The following is a 16,461-nucleotide window of genomic DNA, read 5'->3' on the forward strand; positions in this document are numbered from 1 at the left end:
GCGGCTTCATCGTCCCAACGGGTCAAAGCCGCTAGAATGCGCGTTCCCAATTGCCGCGGCCTCTTCCATCTCTATGAGCGACTATCGATTCTGCCCGCATTGCGCGAGCGCCCTCGTCGAGCGGCGCGACACCGAGGGGGACGGCGGCCGTCTGCGTCGCGCGTGCCCCGACGACGCATGCGGCTATGTGCATTGGAACAATCCGGTGCCCGTCGTTGCCGCCATTGTCGAGTACGAAGGCAAGATCTTGCTTGCGCGCAACGCCGCGTGGGCCGAAGGCGTATTCGCCTTGATCACGGGTTTTCTGGAAAACGGCGAGACGCCCGAGGCAGGGATCGCCCGCGAGGTGCTCGAGGAAACGTCGTTGCAGGTGCGGGAGACCGAGCTTGTCGGCGTGTACGAATTTATCCGCAAGAACGAACTCATCATCGCGTATCACGTGTTGGCCGAAGGCAGCGTCGAACTCTCGCCCGAGTTGCTCGAATATCGCCTGGTCGAGCCCGCGAAGCTGCGGCCGTGGCGCTCGGGCACCGGACAAGCGCTAGGCGATTGGATGCGCCGAAAAGGCTTGCCGTTCGAGTTCGTCGAAAAAGCAGGGCAGTGACAGGGGCGCGATGTCATCCCGGGACATCGCATTGTCTTGCACAAGCTTCTCGCAGGTCGTTGGGCCGGTAAGTACCGGGTAAGTCGGGCCGCAATACAGTCGCCCGTGTCCAACGACCTTCGGGAAGAAAAATTGAAAGAATTTGCCTTGCCTGTGCGCCGCTTGCTCGTGCCGGTGGCCTTGTTCGCGCTCTGTACCGGGATGGCGCGGGCGGAAGGGGACGCCGGCGAGCCCGATGCCTCCACGCCGGGCTTCACCGTCTTGAGCCATGCCACGAACGTGACTCGCTGGGGACTCGGGGCGGGCGTCGGCGTCGCCCAGTCTCCCTATAAGGGAGACGGCGCGAAGGTGGCGCCGCTTCCGCTCGTCTTGTTCGACGATAAATGGGTGCACGTGTTCGGCACGACGATCGACGTCAAGGTCGGCAACGCTTACGGCGTGAGTCTTGCGCTGCGCGGCAAGTTTTCATTTGGCGATGGCTATAAGCCATCCGACGCTCCGATCTTGAACGGCATGCAAGACCGGAACGGCAACGTATTTTGGTACGGTCCCGCGTTGGATTGGCGCAGCGCGTTCGGCACGCTTTCCGCCGACTACCTCGTCGGTGGAAACAAGGGAACGCGGGCCAATTTGGATTGGCGCAAATCGTTCGATTTCGGAAAGGTTTCGCTCAGTCCGCACGCGGGCCTCGATTGGCTGAGCGCCAAGTACGTCGATTATTATTACGGCGTGCTACCTTCGCAAGCGCGAGCGGGCCGGCCGGCGTATGCAGGAAAAGCGACCTGGAACGCGTCCGTGGGCGCGAGTGTGGATTACTCGCTGGCTCCCCGGCAAAGCCTGATTCTCGACGTCGGCGTGTCGCACCTCGGCGGCGGTATCGCGGACAGTCCGCTCGTCGGTAAGCGGTTCATTCCCGAAGTGAAGGTCGGGTACCTCTATCGGTTCAAGTGACCATCGCCCTTATGTCGCGAGTTGCAATCGTCGAAGATCATGCGCGTCTGGCCGATATGGTGGCTCGAGCGCTCGCCGCGGTGGGCATCGAATCCGACCTGTTTCGGAGCATTTCGGAAGCGGATTATGGCTTGCGCCGCGCCTATTACGCCGTGTTGATCGTCGATCGCGGGCTGCCCGATGGCGACGGTCTGGCTTTTCTGCGGGCGCTGCGTGCGGCCGGGCGAACGGCGCCGTGTTTGATGCTGACGGCTCGCGATGCGTTGCACGATCGCGTGGACGGCCTGGAAAGCGGTGCGGACGATTACGTCACCAAACCGTTTGCGATGAGCGAACTGGTGGCTCGGGTGCGGACGCTGATGCGGCGCCCGGCGGCGCTGGCTGCGCTCGTGGAGTCGTTCGCCGATGTGATCGTCGATCCCAAGCACCGGGAGATGCGCTGCGGGACTTTGTCGGTCGTGCTGGCCCCTGCCGAATTGCAGATCATGCTTTGCCTTGTCCGGGCGGCGGGAAAGGTGGTCCGCCATGGCGCGCTCGAGCATGCCGCATGGGGTCTGAGCGAAGCCGTCACGCCCAATGCGCTGGAAGTCACCGTCCATCGTTTGCGAAAGAAGCTCGCGGTGCTCGATACGCGGGTGCGCGTGGCCAATGTGCGCGGCGTGGGTTTTGCCCTCGAGGAGGCTTCAGCGTGATGCGGGCGAAATCCCGAGCGGCGGGGCACCCGATTCGCGCGCACGCGAGGGCCTAATGTTCGATCACTCGATTAGAAGCTTGTCGGCGCGGCTATGGGTGACCACCGTGGTCGCGCTCGCCGCCAGTCTCATCGCGCTTGCCGGGGTGCTCGTGTACGCGTTCGATCGCTACCCCGAGCAGACGCTTGGCCAGCACGAGCAGTTCGAGAGCGTGCGGGACATCGTGGAAGGGATTCGTTTCAACGAGGCCGACGAACCGGTTTCGGTTCAGTTGCCCACGCGGCGAGCGTGGCTGTTTGAGGTCGTGCCCAACGAACTCCAATATCGCGTACTCGATAGTCGCGGGCGCATCGTTCTGGCGTCGTCGGGCGCACAAAGAGACGGGCCGTGGCTGACGAACGTCGGCCTCTCGGAAGCGGCCGGCAAGATCGTTCGCCGGGCTATCGATGGACGGCCGTTTTTCATTGCGACGCAGCGTGTGCCGCGCGGCCGATCCTCGTTCTATGTTCAGACGGCCACCAGTGCGCGCCTGGTCCAAACGCAAATCGAATTGAAGGTCGAGCCGATTCCCGCTATGGTCAAAACGGTCCTTCTGGTTGCGATCGTCTTGTTCGGCTTGGTGCTCCCGCTGACCCTCTACCATGTGCTCCGGCCGTTGCGAGCGGTGTCGCGCGAGGCTGCCCGCATTACGCCGCGCAACCTGAAGACACGCCTGTCGACTCGCGGTGTGCCGAGCGAAATCAAGCCGTTGATCGACGCGTTCAACGAGGCGCTCGCGCGCTTGGAGAAGGGCTTCGCCGTTCAGCAGCACTTTCTTGCGGCGGCCGCGCACGAACTGCAAACGCCGCTCACGCTGATCCGCGGACAAATCGAGCTGGAACCCGACATCGAGGGTAAGGACAGGTTGTTCCGCGAAATCGACTTGATGTCGCGACAGGTCCGGCAGCTACTGCACCTTGCCGAAGTCAGCGAGGTACAGAATTTCGATTTTGTCGAGGTGAATGCCGCCGAGCTCGCGCACGACGTCGTCGCGTACCTGACGCGCAAGGCCGATGCGATGCAAGTTCGGTTGTCGATCGAGGACAGCGGCGCGATGGCCCGGATTCGGGCGGATAAAGGGGCGCTGTTCATCCTCCTGAAGAACATCGTCGAAAACGCGATCAACGTGTCGCCGGCCGACGGCATCGTGCTAGTGACCTTGGACGATGGGGCGATTGCGGTGTGCGACGAAGGGCCGGGCATACCCGAGGCGCATCTGCCGTTCCTATTTACTCGATTCTGGCGGGCGCCCGACGCGGAGCACGACGGTGCCGGGCTCGGGCTGGCCATATGCAGCGAAATCGCACTGGCGCACGATTGGCGGCTGACTGTGAGCGCCCGTCCGGTTGGAACTCGGTTCACTGTCTGGGTATGATCGCGTTCTCGATCGACCGCAAAGAGGGATCCATGAAGAACAGCGCGCGTTGCGTTGCAGGGCATGCTGCGTGCCCACCGAACAGGCAGGCGCTTGGCCAACCCCTGCCGATCGCTACGCTTACGATGAAGGAGCGCACCTAAGGTGCTGGCCTTCGCCGTCGCCACGCTTAGCGGCCTCAGCTACGGGCTGCTGCTGTTCATGCTCTCGGCTGGGCTGACGCTCATCTTCAGCATGCTCGGTGTGCTGAACTTCGCGCATGCGAGCTTTTACATGCTCGGCGCTTACCTCGGATACACCGTTGCGGCTCACCTCGGGTTCGGCTTTGCGCTGGTTTTCGCGCCGATCGCGGTCGGCCTGGCGGGGGCCGCGATCGAACGTGTGCTGCTACGCCGGGCGCGTGCTAATGGGCCGTTGCACGAACTACTACTGACGTTCGGTCTCGCCTATTTGCTTGCCGAACTCGTGAAGCTCGTGTGGGGCCTCGGCAGTGTGTCGATCGCGTTGCCCGCTGTGCTCGACGGCCCGCTGCTCGCGCTCGGCGACGCCACGTTTTCGCGTTATCGCGCGTTCATGATGGCGGTTTCCGTCGCGACGCTGGCCGGCTTGTACGTGCTCTTGCGCAGCTCCCGTACGGGTCTCGTGTTGCGCGCGGCGCTGACGCACCCGAGCGCCACGCAAGCGCTCGGGCACGATGTCGCACGCATCGGCACGCTGGTGTTCGCCGTGGGCACGGGGCTCGCGGCGTTGGCTGGCGTGATCGGCGCACCGCTCGCCGTCGTGGAGCCCGGCATGGCCGAGGCGGTCGGCTCCATTGTCTTCGTCGTCGTCATCGTGGGCGGCCTAGGCTCGCTCGGCGGGGCATTTGCCGCCTCGCTGCTGATCGGGTGCGTGCAGACCTGGGCGGTCGGCAGCTCGGCATCGCTCGGGACGCTCGCGCAAGCCACCGGGATCGGATTGCCGCCCGTATGGGCCGCGCTCTCGATTGCACAAGTCGCGCCGTTATTGCCCTATATGCTGCTCGTCGTGATGTTGGCCTGCCGTCCGCGCGGGCTGTTCGGAAAGCGCGAAGACGATGTCTGAGCCAGTGCCGATACCCTCACGCCATCGATCGACGATGCGAGCCGCACCGTGGGTGGCCTTGGCCGCGTTGCTCGCGCTGCCGCTCGTCGTCGTGCGCGAGAGTTGGCTTCTTGCCTACTTCGCGCAGGCGGCCGCGATGATGGTGTTCGCGCTCTCGTACAACTTGCTGCTCGGCGAAACCGGGCTGCTTTCGTTCGGGCATGCCGCCTTCGCCGGTCTCGGCGCATTCGTCGCAGCGCATCTCGTCAACCGCGGGGGCATCGCGTTGCCTTGGTTGCCGCTCGTGGGCGGCGCGGCCGGCGCCGGATTCGGCTTGCTCTTCGGATCGATTGCGACGCGGCGCTCAGGTACGGCCTTCGCCATGATTACGCTCGGTATCGGCGAGTTGGTGGCCGCCGCCGCGTGGACGTTACCCGAAGGATTCGGCGGGGCGGCCGGTGTCGCGATCGATCGAGGCAGCGCCCCGACGTGGGGCGGCATGGCGTTCGGCCCCGAGCGCGGGGCCTATGCACTGATCGCAAGTTGGGCGGTGCTGTCGGTTCTCGCCATGTTCGCGTTGACGCGTACGCCGCTCGCGCGGATGGCCAATGCCGTGCGCGACAATGCGCTGCGCGTTGCAGCGCTCGGCATCGATCCGCGACGGATTCGTCTCGCGATGTTCGTGCTGGCGGCGTTCTTTGCCGGTATCGCGGGCACGCTCACGCTCATCGACGTCGAATTGGCGTCGTCGGAAAGCGTGGCGATGACACGCTCGGGCGCGGTGTTGATCGCGACGGTCATCGGCGGATCGTCGACGTTCTTCGGGCCGGTGGTCGGGGCGCTCGTATTGACGGTGCTCAGCGTCGCGTTGGCGAGCGTCACGCGCGCTTGGCCCGTGTATTTGGGCCTGTGTTTCGTCGGCACCGTCTTGTGCTTACCCGAGGGCATCGGCGGCTGGTGGGCTCGGCATGCGCAGCGCACGCGGCGATACGGCGGGGGCGCGCTGGCATTCGCCTATGCGCTCGGCACGCTCGCGGTAGCGGCGTGGATCGGCGCGCTCGTCATCGCCGTCGAATCGCTTTATGCGCGCCGCTTTGCGGCCGATGCGGGCGGTGTTTGGCGGATCGGGTCGCTGACATTCGACCTCGGCGCAGGCGCGACATGGTCGATGCTTGTCGGCCTCGCTGCAATCGGTGCAGCGGCTTACGCCGCCATGCGCGCCTGCTTGCGCTGCTCGGCCAAGAAGAGGCAACGATGACGGCACCGATCGCAGTGCGGCTCGACGGTATCGCGCGGCGCTTTGGTGCCACGCACGTCCTGAACGGCGTCGCACTCTCCGTCACGGCCGGCGAGCGGCATGCGCTGATCGGGCCTAACGGCGCCGGTAAGTCGACGCTGTTCAACGTCATTGGCGGAACGCTTAGACCCGATGCGGGGCGGGTATGGCTCGACGGTGCCGACGTGACCGGGCATCGTCCCGACCTGCTTGCACGCGCGGGGCTCGGCCGAAGCTTTCAAACGACCCGGCTGTTCGCTCGCCAGACGGTATGGGAGAACGTGCGCTGCGCGCTCTGGTGCGGCGAAATGGCGAGACGAGCGCGACCGGGCGCCATCTCGCGGCTTGCCATAGGGACGCGCTGGTTGCGCCGCTCGGGCGAGATCGATGCGCGTGCCTGGGAAGTGCTCGTCGATTTGGATCTCGAGCGGGTAGCGGATACGCCGGCGGGCGCACTCGAATACGGCGCGCAACGCAGGCTCGATCTCGGCATCGCCTGGGCCAGCGGCGCACGCACGTTGTTGCTCGACGAGCCCACGGCCGGCATGAACCGAGACGAAGCGGCGCGCGTGATCGCTTGGCTGCAACGCGCGAGCGTGGGCAAGACGGTGCTCGTCATCGAGCACGACATGGATGCCGTGCAAGCCCTCGCCGATCGCGTTTCGGTGCTGGTGCAAGGCCGTATCGTTGCAACGGGAAGGCCGGCCGACATCCGTGCCGACGCGCGCGTTCGCGAGGCCTACCTCGGCCTACCGCCCGCCGAGGAGCAACCATGACGGCACTGCTCGATGTCCGCTCGCTGTGCGCATGGTACGGCGACGCGCAGGTGCTGCACGGCGTGGATTTGCGTGTCGATGCCGGCGAGATCGTGTTGCTGTGCGGGCGCAACGGATCGGGGCGCTCGACGCTCGCGAAGGCGCTCGTCGGATTGGTGCGCCGGACCGGTTCGATCCGGTTCGCGGGCCAGGATCTGAGTGCGCGGCCCCCCTTCGAAATCGCGCGGCTGGGTATCGGCTATGTCGCCGAGCAGCGCGAGGTGTTTCCGACGCTTTCGGTCGAGGACAACTTGCGGCTCGGCATCAAACCGGGGGCGGCTGGCCCGGCGAGCGCGAGGCTTGCGGATACCTTTGCCCGGTTCCCCATGCTTGCCGAGCGCCGCGCGACCCGTGCAGGGGCACTGTCGGGCGGCGAGCAGCAGATGCTCGTGTTGGCGCGCGCATTGATTGGCGAGCCGAGCTTGCTCATCGTCGACGAACCGACCGAGGGGCTGGCGCCCGCGGCCGTCGACGCGGTTCGTCAATGTTTGGTGGGCTTGCGGGCGCAGGGCGGAGCCGTCTTGCTGATCGAACAACGCTTGACGCTCGCGCATGCGGTGGCCGACCGCGTGGCGGTGATGGGACATGGGCGGATCGTCTACGACGGTGCGGCCGATGCGCTCGATGCCGCGACCGTCGACGAATGGATCGCACTGGGCGGTGGCGACGGCCGAAGCGCCGGCGAGCCCGGCCGCCCGTCAGGTGTTTAACCGGCGTCGCGCTTCGCGATCCAATCGTGCGCCGGATCGTTCTTGAAATGCCACACTCGCTGCGGGCCCGCCATCACGTTCAAGTAATACGACTCGTAGCCGTAAGGGACGACCACCGGGTGATAGCCGCGCGGCACCATGACGACGTCGTGGTCCTCGACCGCCAGCGATTCGTCGATGTCGCGCGAATCGGTGTACACGCGTTGGAACGCGAAGCCTTGCGGCGGATCGAGCCGATGGTAATACGTCTCTTCGAGTGCGCTTTCGAGCGGAATGTTATCGGCGTCGTGCTTGTGCGGCGGATAGCTCGACGAATGGCCGCTCGGCGTACGTACCTCGACGACGAGCAGCGATTCGGCCGGTTCGGTCTGCGGGAGAATATCGCAGACGTACCGCGTATTGTGGCCCTTGCCGCGCACCGAGCGCTTCATCTGCGACGGTTCGATGAGGCGAGTCGGATAGCGGCCTTGCGCCGGCGCGCTGGCCACGCCGAGTTCGGCATCGCGCTCCGCCCGCACGGTGGCTTGCACCTTCGGCGGTAGGTAGAGGGCATACGGGGCGGCGTCTTCGAAGACGCTGTCGCGTGCGCCGAGGCTCGTGTAGCGCGTTCCGTCCACCTCGATCGTGACCGCACCCGACAGCACGACGATACAAGACTCGCGCGCGTCTTCATGGACATACAGCACCTCCTCTCGCGCGAGGCGATAGGCGGCGAAGCCGACATAGCGCCATGCGGCCGTCTCCGGCGTCACGCGCGCGATGGTCATGCCCTCGCGCTGGGCTTTGACGAGCAGGCTCATGCGGGCTCCTTGGCGGGGGCGATCGCGGCATCCACGAGCGAACGCAACGTCCGATAGCCGAGCTGCGCATATTCGAAGCTCGGTGCAACGGCCGGATCTTGTTCGGCTTCGACGACGAGCCAGCCGCGATAACCGTGCCGTTTCAGGCCCGCGATGACGGCGGCGAAATCGACGGCGCCGTCGCCGGGCACCGTGAATGCCCCGTTGATAACGGACTCGAGAAAGCTCCAATCGCGATTGCGTGCGAGTTTGATGACTTCCGGCCGCACGTCCTTGCAATGCACGTGGCAGATGCGCGATGCGTAAGCGTCGAGCATCGCGAGCGGATCGCCGCCGGCGAACGTGATATGGCCCGTGTCGAGCAGCAGGCCCACGGCATCGCTCGTGCGTTTCATCAGGTTCTCGACGTCGGCCGGCGTCTCGACGTACGCGCCCATATGGTGGTGGTAGGCCACGCGCACGCCGTGCGAGCGCGTGTATTGGGCGAAGCGATCGAGGCGCTGCGCGTACGCATCCCATTGGGCCTCGGTGAAGAAGCGGGGACGCTGATAAAGCGGTACCGGCGAGCCTTGGATCGTATCCGCGACTTCGCCGTAGACCATGACGTTCGCCCCGTTTTTGGCGAGCAGCTCGAGGTGGGGGCCGACGGCTTCGATTTCCTCTTCCGCGCTGCGCTCGGCCAGCCGTCCCGAATACCAGCCGGAGACGAGTGCCAGATCGTATGGTGCGAGCAGCGCCTTCAGCGCGGCGGGCTCGCGCGGGAATTTGTTGCCGAGTTCGAATCCTTCGTAGCCGATCGCGCGGCCTTCGGTCAGCGCGACGGACAGCGGCGTTTCCCCGCCGAGGGAGGGGAGGTCGTCGTTCATCCACGAGAGCGGATTGACGCCGATACGCACTTGAAAATCGGTCATGCTGGTTCCTTTGTTCGCATGATGAAAGCGATGTCGATGTCGATGTCGATGTCGATGTCGATGTCGATGTCGATGTCGATGTCGATGTCGATGTCGATGTCGATGTCGACGTTCAATTCCTATCGGTCGGCTTGCCCCTGCTTGTCCACCGTTTGGCCGTCGCGCTCGGCGAGCCGCGCCTCATAAACGGCCCGCGCATGGCGCACCGCCTCGCGTGTGGACACTTCGGGCACGGCCACTTCCCACCACCAGCCGCCATCGTCCGTGGTGCGGGCCGGGTCCGTATCGATGACGATGACGGAGGTGCGATCGGCCGCGCGCGCACGAACGAGCGCTGTTTCGAATTCGCCGATATCGGCTGCGTGTTCGGCCAGTGCCCCGAGCGAGCGGGCGTGCGCGGCGAAATCGATGCGCGGCGCGCCGAGCGGCCCTTGCAGGCAGTCGTCCAGCAGGTTGTTGAACGGAGCACCGCCGCAGGCTTGCTGAAGACGATTGATGCAGCCGTAACCGCGGTTGTCGAGCACGACGACGATGAGCTTGGCACCGAGCATGACGGAAGTCGCGATCTCGCTGTTCATCATCAAGTAGCTGCCGTCGCCGACGAACACGATGACTTCGCGTTCCGGCCGTGCGAGTTTGGCGCCGAGGCCGCCCGCGATCTCGTATCCCATGCACGAATAGCCATACTCGACGTGATAGCCGCCGGGCCGCCCCGCGCGCCAGAGCTTGTGCAGCTCGGCCGGCAGCGTGCCTGCCGCGCAGACGGCGATGTCGTCTTGCGTCGAATGTGCGCTCGAACGCTGCACGGCGCCGATGACGTCGGCGTCATACGGCAGGGTGCCCGGTTGCGGCGTCGCATTCGTGCGTGCCGCGACCGTGTCGCGCCAAGCGGTGCATAGCGTGCGGGCGCGTTCGCTCCAGCCAGCGTTCGCCCGCCACTCGCCGAGACGTTCGCCGAGCGCGCCGAGGGCCGCACCGGCATCGGCGAGAACGGTGATCGCGCCGTGCTTGAGGGCGTCGAGCGCATTGGCGTTGATGCCGACGACATGCGCGCCCGCGAACAAGGTGTTCGAGCCGGTCGTGAAGTCTTGCAGGCGTGTGCCGACCGCGATGACACAGTCGGCCTCGTGCGCAAGCGCGTTCGCTGCGCTCGAGCCCGTGACGCCGATCGCGCCCGCGTTGAGCGGGTCGTCCCAGGCGAGCGCACCCTTGCCGGCTTGCGTTTCGCCGACGGGGACGCCGTGCCGTTGCGCGAACGCGCGCAGTGCGTCGGTGCCGCCACGGCTGTACAGGACACCGCCGCCCGCGACGATCATCGGCCGCGACGCTTGGCGTAGCGCGTCGAGCGCGGCTTCGAGTTCGTCTTCGCTGGGCGTCGGCGCATGAAAGCGGATCACGCGCGGCGCGAAAAACGCGCACGGATAATCGTAAGCCATCGCTTGCACGTCCTGCGGCAGCGCAAGCGTAACCGGGCCGGCCTGCGCCGCGTCGGTCAGCACACGGATCGCGCGCGGCAACGCGCTCAGCAACTGCGCGGGGTGGACGATGCGATCGAAGTAGCGCGATACCGGTTTGAGCGTATCGTTGGCGGACACGCCGCCGTCCTGGAAGTCTTCGACTTGCTGGAGAACCGGATCGGGGGCGCGCGAGACGAAGATGTCCCCAGGCAACAGCAGGACCGGCAATCGATTGACGTGCGCGAGCGCCGCGGCGGTCACGAGGTTAGTCGCACCGGGGCCGATCGACGTCGTCACCGCCATCATGCGGCGCCGGAAGTGGGCCTTCGCATAAGCGATCGCGCTGTGCGCCATCGCCTGCTCGTTATGGGCCCGGTAGGTGGGCAACTCGTCGCGATGCCGATAGAGCGCTTCGCCCAGGCCCGCGACATTGCCGTGGCCGAAGATGGCGAATACCCCACCGAACAGGGGCACGGTGGATACGCCGTCTTCAGCCACGACCCGCTGCGCGGCCAAATAGCGCACGAGCGCTTGCGCAGCGGTCAGCCGGATTGTCGATGTCGATCCCGATGCCGATGCCGATGCCGATGCCGATGCCGATGCCGACTTGCGGCCTGCATCATGGGCTGCTTCGTTGGCCGTCGTTTCCGCGTGTCTCGCGTTCATCACGCTGCCTCCTGCCGCGTGGCCGTTTGCGGCGCGACGGTGCCGGTTTCGGCGCGCGCTTCGCGCCAGGCGCGGATCAACGTCTCGAACGTCGCACGCACCCGTGCGACGAGCGTCGCATCGTCGATTTCGCCGGCCAGCCAAGCGCGGCTCGGCTCATGAAAGATGGTCCGGCCGACGGTGAAGCCTTTGCACGTGCGAGAGACGGCCGCCGCGCGAAAGCCCTCGCTGAGCACATCGACGCCGGCCGATAAGCCGAGCAACACGACGCCCCGACAATACGGATCGCGCTCGGCGATGAGCGCATCGACCGCGGCCCATTGCTCGGCGGCAAGCGGCGCGAGCTTCCACCACTCGGGCTGGATGCCGAGGTTATAGAGCCGCTTGAGCGCGCGAAACACGGTATCGGGCGCCGAGGGCAGGGTATCGCGCTTAGGCGGGATCACTTCGAGCAGCAACGCGTGCCCGCTCGCCTGCACGGCGTCGTAGAGCGCACGTAACTGCGCTTCCTGTTCCACGCGTTCTTCGATCGGTGCGTCCGGGTGATATTGCACGAGACATTTGACGACATGCTCCTGCGGCCACGCGACGAGCGCGGTGCCGACCGAGCGGCCGTGCTGAAACACGAGCGGCAGCGAGCCCGGCAGTTCGACTGGCCGGCCGACCCACCAGCCGCGTCCCGTCGCCGCATTCAGGGCGTCTTGGCCGTAGCGATCGTCGATGAGCACGCCGATGCGCCCCTGCAGCGAAAGCGCCTGCTCGGTCTGCGCAACCGCCTCGACGAACAACTGCTTGAGCGCTGGAATCCGCGTCTCGCTTGCACCCGTTTGCTGCACGAGTTCGAAGAATTGATTGCGGTGATCGAACGCGAAGCCGAGCACTTCGTCGTGCACGGGCCGTTTGACGCTCACGCGATGCAGCCGCGCAAGCTGGGTGTCGAGATCGGGCCGCCGCATTTTGACGGGATCGCGCGCGAGCGCGTCGCGCAGATAGTCGAGTTCGGCCGGCGTCGGCATGGCGGGGGCACAGCCGTGGCGCGAGACCACGAGCGCGCCGCATAGGTTCGCCGTTTGAGCGCAGCGCGCAAGCGGCGCATCGCGCAGCCATTCGGAAAGGAAACCGGAGGCGAACGCATCGCCGGCGCCGAGCACGTTCAGCACGTCGACTTCCATGCCGTGTTCGGTGGGCGCATCGTCGATCGAGGCCGGCACCTTCCCTTCGATGATCGTGCAGCCGAGCGGGCCGCGCTTGACGACGAGCGTGGCCGGCGTGACGGCGCGCACCATGGCGAGCGCGTCGATCAGTTCATGCTTGCCGCCGGCAATACGAAACTCCTCCTCGGTGCCGATGACGAGATCGAACAGCGGCAAGATGCGCTGCAGATGCGCGGTGACGCTTTCGTCGGCGATGAACCGCGTTTCGCCATCGGCCTTGCCCGTCAGGCCCCACAGTACCGGCCGATAGTCGATGTCGAGCACGGTGCGGACTTGATTGCGGCGCGCGTATTCGAGGGCGCGCCGGCTGGCACGGTTCACGCGTTCCGTCGAAAAATGCGTCCCGGTGATGAGCAGGGCCTTGCTCGATGCGATGAAGCTTTCGTCGAAGTCGTTTTCGTCGATCGCCATGTCGGCGCAGTTCTCGCGATGGAAAATGAGCGGGAACGTATCGCGATCCTTGATGCCGAGCAGCACGAGCGCGGTGAGCCGATCCGCGTCGATGCGCGCGTGGCTCGTGTCGCAGCCTTCGCGCTCGAGCGTCTCGGTGAGAAAGCGGCCCATGTGATCGTTGCCGACGCGCGAGAGCATGGCCGAAGCCAGGCCGAGACGCGCGCATCCGAACGCGATGTTGGCCGACGAGCCGCCGAGATACTTGGCGAAGCTCGACACGTCTTCCAAGCGGGCGCCGATCTGCTGGGCGTAAAGATCGACGGCGAGGCGGCCGAGGCAAATGATGTCGCGCGTGCGGCCAGGCGCGAAGCGGCCGGCGGTCGGGGTCGAGGTAGGAGAGGCAGCCATGAAAGAAATCCTAGTCCTGGGTGGGCGTCGTGAAGCGCGTTAGATCGTGGCGCCGTCGAGTTCGGCGATCATCTTTTGCATTTCCGCGCCGCCGGCCATCATGTCGAGTACGGCTTCCTTACTGATCGTGTCCTTCGTGAACGTCCCCATCGAGCGGCCGCGATTGAGGAGCGTGAACGAATCGCCGATCGGGTAGGCGTGGTGCACGTTGTGCGTAATGAAGATGACGGAGATGCCGCGTTCGCGAGCCTTGTGAATGAGCTTGAGCACGTTGAAGCTTTGCTTGACGCCGAGCGCGGCCGTCGGCTCGTCGAGGATCAGCACGCGCGCGCCGAAATGAATCGCGCGGGCGATCGCCAGGCACTGGCGCTCGCCGCCCGACATGGTGCCGATCGGCTGATGCGGATCGCGCACTTGAATGCCCATTTCCGCGAGCTTTTCGCGGGCCGTCGTGGCCGCCGTCTCGACGTCGAGGACGTCGATCAGACCGAACAGCTTTTTGCTCGGCTCGCGTCCCATGAAGAAGTTGCGCGCGACCGACAGCAGCGGCACGAGCGCCAGATCCTGATAGACGGTGGCGATGCCGAGATCGAGCGCGTCCTTCGGCGAATTGAAAAGTACCGGTTGGCCGTCGACGAGGTACTGGCCTTCGCTCGGCTGATGCACACCGGCGAGCGTTTTGATCAGCGTCGATTTGCCGGCACCGTTATCGCCGAGCAGGCAATGCACCTCGCCGCGCCGCAGCCGCAGCGTGACGTCTTTGAGGGCGATCACGGTACCGAAGTAGCGGCTGACGTTTTCCAGCGCGAGGATGTAGTCGGCGCCCTGATCTTGGGTGGGGGTGATGGTCGTCATCGTTTCCTCCGTCGCTCAACGCGATTGCGCGACACGGCTGCGCACGTAGTGGTTGAAGAGCACCGCGAACAGCAGCATGAGGCCGAGGAAGACGCGGAACCAGTCGGAATCGATACTCGTGTAGGTAATGCCGATCTGCACGACGCCGAAGATGAGCGAACCGAAGCAGGCGCCGACCACCGAGCCATAACCGCCCGTGAGCAGCGTGCCGCCGATGACGGCCGCGATGATCGCTTCGAATTCCTTTTGCAGCCCGCGGTCGGCGGCGGCCGAGCCGATGTCGCACACTTGCAGCACGGCAAACAGGCAAGCGCAGAACGCGGTGAGCACGAACAGGCGGATCTTCACGCGCCGCACCGGCACGCCGACATTCTTGGCTGCGTTGGCGTCGCCGCCCACGGCGAAGATCCAATTGCCGAAGCGCGTCTTGGCGAGAGTGAACGCACAGACGACGGCCAGCGCGATCCACCAGACGACGACTTTCGGCACGCCCGGTACGAGCGGTTCGCCCGAATCGAGCAGCTTCACGAGGCCGATGTGGCCGAGCCAGCGGAACAGGCCATGGAACGCCACGCCTTGGAACAAGGCATGGGCGAGCGCGCTTTGGGCGGCGACGTCGCCCACGCCCGAGATGATCGTGCGATCGGCGAACATGACCGAGAGGGCCAGCGTCAAGCCGCGCAGGATAAACATGAAGGCAAGCGTGACGATGAAAGAGGGCAGCTTCGTGCGCATGACGAGGTAGCCGTTGAGCGCACCGAGCAGCATCGAGCCGACGAACGCGAAGACGATCGAAAGTTCGATGGGCCAGTGAAAATACATCGTCGGCAGCGCAACCATCATGCCCGCGAAGCCGATCATCGAACCGATCGACAGATCGAACTCCCCGGCGATCATGAGCAGACAGGCGCCGATGGAAATGAGGCCCAGGTAGGCCGCGACTTGCGACCAGTTCATGATGCCGTCGAGATTGAACATGCCGGAGTGGCCGGCGCCGATCGCGAAGACGAGGAACACCATGACGGTGCCCGCGAGCGAGGCGAACTCGGGGCGAGAAAGGAAATGCTTGAACCGCGATTCGCGGCGCACGCGCTCATCGAGCGAGGCGCCTGCCCCGGGCTGATTGGGCTGCTCGTGTTTGCGCAAATTGGCGTGGAAGTGATCGGCGACGCCCATCGAAACTCTCCTTCGGTCGCGCGGTTCGAACGGTCTATCGGGAAAGGCCGGCTCGAACCGCGCTGTCAGGCAAAATGGCTGGATTGCAAAGGCCGCTGCGTGCTAAGCGCGCGAGGTGCTCGCGAGCATCAGCGGTACTGCCCCGCGTATTTCACGACTTTGTCGACGTTGGCCTTGGTAATGAAGCCCGGACCGGACAGGATCGTGTCGGGCTGATAGACGGGTTGGAGCCCGTACGTTTGCAGACGCTGCTGGAATTTCGGATTGGCTTGCAGCGCCTTTTCGATCTTCAGGGGATCCGTTGTGTGATCGTGCTTCACGATCGCGAGCACGGCGACGGCCAAATAGCCTTGCAGATAGGGCTGCTGATCGATCGCGAATTGGATCGTGCCGTCCTTGATTGCCGCGGCGATGTCGTTGTCGAAGTCGAACGTGGCGAACCACATCTTGCCCGCGAGGCCCATGTCTTTCAGCGCGCGAATGGTCGGATCGGCCGACAGCGGCCCGAGTGCGAGCACGGCGCCCGTGTTCGGATGATTGCGCAAATAGGCTTGAACCTTCGACTTCACGCCGTTCGGATCCTGGCCGGCATCGAGCGTCGAGGATTTGAAATCGACGCCCAGCGCTTCGGCGAAGCCGCGGCAACGTTCGAACGACGCCGGATTCGTCGCATAGTGATTCACGCACAAGAATGACTTGATGCCGGCCGCCTTCGCTTTTTCGCCGGCTGCGTGGCCCGCGACATATTCGGGCTGGCCGATGTGCATGATCGCGCCGAGCTGCTTGCTTTGTTCGAGCGTGCCGGAATTGATCGTCACGAGCGGGATCTTCTTGTCCGTGATTTTCTTGATCGAACTCTTCAGTACGTCGAAATCGGCGACCGTTGTGGCGACGCCGTCATAGTTGTGCGCCGCCGCCTGCTCGATGAGCCGCGCCATGTCCGACAAATCGCCGTTCGGCGGGTTGCGGTAGTCCGTCTCGACGTTGAAATCCTCGTCCGCCTGCTTGATCGCGTTCTTGATCGTGTTCCACCAGGAATCGGAATCGGGCGCGTGGC

Annotated in this window: 15 protein-coding genes; 8 read left to right on the forward strand and 7 right to left on the reverse strand. The window is 65.2% G+C overall.

Annotation, left to right across the window (positions count from 1 at the left end; translation table 11 throughout):
* Positions 1–73: 73 nt before the first annotated feature.
* From ACTHN9_RS23105 to ACTHN9_RS23140, 8 genes are all read left to right on the forward strand, one after another.
* The gene (locus ACTHN9_RS23105; protein ID WP_440539113.1) at positions 74–604 is read left to right on the forward strand and encodes an NUDIX domain-containing protein; all 531 of its coding nucleotides are present in this window, start codon (positions 74–76) and stop codon (positions 602–604) included.
* Positions 605–736: 132 nt separating this feature from the next.
* On the forward strand, positions 737–1,555 hold the full coding sequence (locus ACTHN9_RS23110; protein ID WP_440539114.1) for a MipA/OmpV family protein: 819 nt from the start codon (positions 737–739) through the stop codon (positions 1,553–1,555).
* 11 nt (positions 1,556–1,566) lie between these two features.
* Positions 1,567–2,247, forward strand: a complete 681-nt coding sequence (locus tag ACTHN9_RS23115) for a response regulator transcription factor (RefSeq protein ID WP_440539115.1) — start codon at positions 1,567–1,569, stop codon at positions 2,245–2,247.
* Between the two features lie 55 nt (positions 2,248–2,302).
* A complete protein-coding gene (locus tag ACTHN9_RS23120) occupies positions 2,303–3,661 on the forward strand; it encodes a sensor histidine kinase (protein ID WP_440539116.1) in 1,359 nt (452 codons plus the stop codon).
* A gap of 144 nt (positions 3,662–3,805) precedes the next feature.
* Positions 3,806–4,744, forward strand: coding sequence for a branched-chain amino acid ABC transporter permease (locus ACTHN9_RS23125; protein WP_440539117.1), 939 nt, complete (start codon positions 3,806–3,808; stop codon positions 4,742–4,744).
* 34 nt (positions 4,745–4,778) lie between these two features.
* Complete coding sequence (locus ACTHN9_RS23130) at positions 4,779–5,981, forward strand: branched-chain amino acid ABC transporter permease (protein WP_440539118.1); 1,203 nt, start codon at positions 4,779–4,781, stop codon at positions 5,979–5,981.
* Positions 5,978–6,775 carry an ABC transporter ATP-binding protein gene (locus tag ACTHN9_RS23135; protein ID WP_440539119.1) on the forward strand — a complete coding sequence of 266 codons (798 nt, stop codon included), beginning with the start codon at positions 5,978–5,980 and terminating at the stop codon, positions 6,773–6,775. Before ACTHN9_RS23130 ends, ACTHN9_RS23135 begins: the two co-directional genes overlap by 4 nt.
* Complete coding sequence (locus tag ACTHN9_RS23140; protein WP_440539121.1) at positions 6,772–7,524, forward strand: ABC transporter ATP-binding protein; 753 nt, start codon at positions 6,772–6,774, stop codon at positions 7,522–7,524. Before ACTHN9_RS23135 ends, ACTHN9_RS23140 begins: the two co-directional genes overlap by 4 nt.
* Here the strand turns inward: ACTHN9_RS23140 and iolB are convergent.
* The 7 genes from iolB to ACTHN9_RS23175 form a co-directional block, all read right to left on the reverse strand.
* Positions 7,521–8,324 (reverse strand): 5-deoxy-glucuronate isomerase, encoded by an 804-nt coding sequence (gene iolB / locus ACTHN9_RS23145; protein ID WP_440539122.1) that lies wholly within the window; start codon positions 8,322–8,324, stop codon positions 7,521–7,523. The two genes, ACTHN9_RS23140 and iolB, sit on opposite strands and share 4 nt — an antisense overlap.
* A complete protein-coding gene (gene iolE / locus ACTHN9_RS23150; protein WP_440539123.1) occupies positions 8,321–9,235 on the reverse strand; it encodes a myo-inosose-2 dehydratase in 915 nt (304 codons plus the stop codon). The genes iolB and iolE overlap by 4 nt, the downstream gene beginning before the upstream one ends.
* 119 nt (positions 9,236–9,354) lie before the next feature.
* Positions 9,355–11,358, reverse strand: a complete 2,004-nt coding sequence (gene iolD / locus ACTHN9_RS23155; protein ID WP_440539124.1) for a 3D-(3,5/4)-trihydroxycyclohexane-1,2-dione acylhydrolase (decyclizing) — start codon at positions 11,356–11,358, stop codon at positions 9,355–9,357.
* On the reverse strand, positions 11,358–13,373 hold the full coding sequence (locus tag ACTHN9_RS23160) for a bifunctional 5-dehydro-2-deoxygluconokinase/5-dehydro-2-deoxyphosphogluconate aldolase (RefSeq protein ID WP_440539125.1): 2,016 nt from the start codon (positions 13,371–13,373) through the stop codon (positions 11,358–11,360). Before ACTHN9_RS23160 ends, iolD begins: the two co-directional genes overlap by 1 nt.
* A 39-nt stretch (positions 13,374–13,412) precedes the next feature.
* Positions 13,413–14,228 (reverse strand): ATP-binding cassette domain-containing protein, encoded by an 816-nt coding sequence (locus tag ACTHN9_RS23165; RefSeq protein ID WP_440539126.1) that lies wholly within the window; start codon positions 14,226–14,228, stop codon positions 13,413–13,415.
* A 15-nt stretch (positions 14,229–14,243) separates the two neighbouring features.
* On the reverse strand, positions 14,244–15,404 hold the full coding sequence (locus ACTHN9_RS23170; RefSeq protein WP_440539127.1) for an ABC transporter permease: 1,161 nt from the start codon (positions 15,402–15,404) through the stop codon (positions 14,244–14,246).
* Between the two features lie 128 nt (positions 15,405–15,532).
* Positions 15,533–16,461 (reverse strand): sugar ABC transporter substrate-binding protein (locus ACTHN9_RS23175; protein WP_440539128.1); only part of this gene is annotated, 929 nt, incomplete at its 5' end.

It is taken from the genome of Trinickia sp., from assembly GCF_051953405.1.
Classification (GTDB): domain Bacteria; phylum Pseudomonadota; class Gammaproteobacteria; order Burkholderiales; family Burkholderiaceae; genus Trinickia.

Excerpts from the sequence above, each read along its gene's own strand:
- iolD (WP_440539124.1), bottom strand. The coding sequence starts at position 11,358 with ATGAACGCGAGACACGCGGAAACGACGGCCAACGAAGCAGCCCATGAT.
- iolE (WP_440539123.1), bottom strand. The coding sequence starts at position 9,235 with ATGACCGATTTTCAAGTGCGTATCGGCGTCAATCCGCTCTCGTGGATG.
- ACTHN9_RS23140 (WP_440539121.1), top strand. The coding sequence starts at position 6,772 with ATGACGGCACTGCTCGATGTCCGCTCGCTGTGCGCATGGTACGGCGAC.
- iolB (WP_440539122.1), bottom strand. The coding sequence starts at position 8,324 with ATGAGCCTGCTCGTCAAAGCCCAGCGCGAGGGCATGACCATCGCGCGC.
- ACTHN9_RS23160 (WP_440539125.1), bottom strand. The coding sequence starts at position 13,373 with ATGGCTGCCTCTCCTACCTCGACCCCGACCGCCGGCCGCTTCGCGCCT.
- ACTHN9_RS23105 (WP_440539113.1), top strand. The coding sequence starts at position 74 with ATGAGCGACTATCGATTCTGCCCGCATTGCGCGAGCGCCCTCGTCGAG.
- ACTHN9_RS23135 (WP_440539119.1), top strand. The coding sequence starts at position 5,978 with ATGACGGCACCGATCGCAGTGCGGCTCGACGGTATCGCGCGGCGCTTT.
- ACTHN9_RS23115 (WP_440539115.1), top strand. The coding sequence starts at position 1,567 with ATGTCGCGAGTTGCAATCGTCGAAGATCATGCGCGTCTGGCCGATATG.
- ACTHN9_RS23130 (WP_440539118.1), top strand. The coding sequence starts at position 4,779 with ATGCGAGCCGCACCGTGGGTGGCCTTGGCCGCGTTGCTCGCGCTGCCG.
- ACTHN9_RS23165 (WP_440539126.1), bottom strand. The coding sequence starts at position 14,228 with ATGACGACCATCACCCCCACCCAAGATCAGGGCGCCGACTACATCCTC.
- ACTHN9_RS23170 (WP_440539127.1), bottom strand. The coding sequence starts at position 15,404 with ATGGGCGTCGCCGATCACTTCCACGCCAATTTGCGCAAACACGAGCAG.
- ACTHN9_RS23120 (WP_440539116.1), top strand. The coding sequence starts at position 2,303 with ATGTTCGATCACTCGATTAGAAGCTTGTCGGCGCGGCTATGGGTGACC.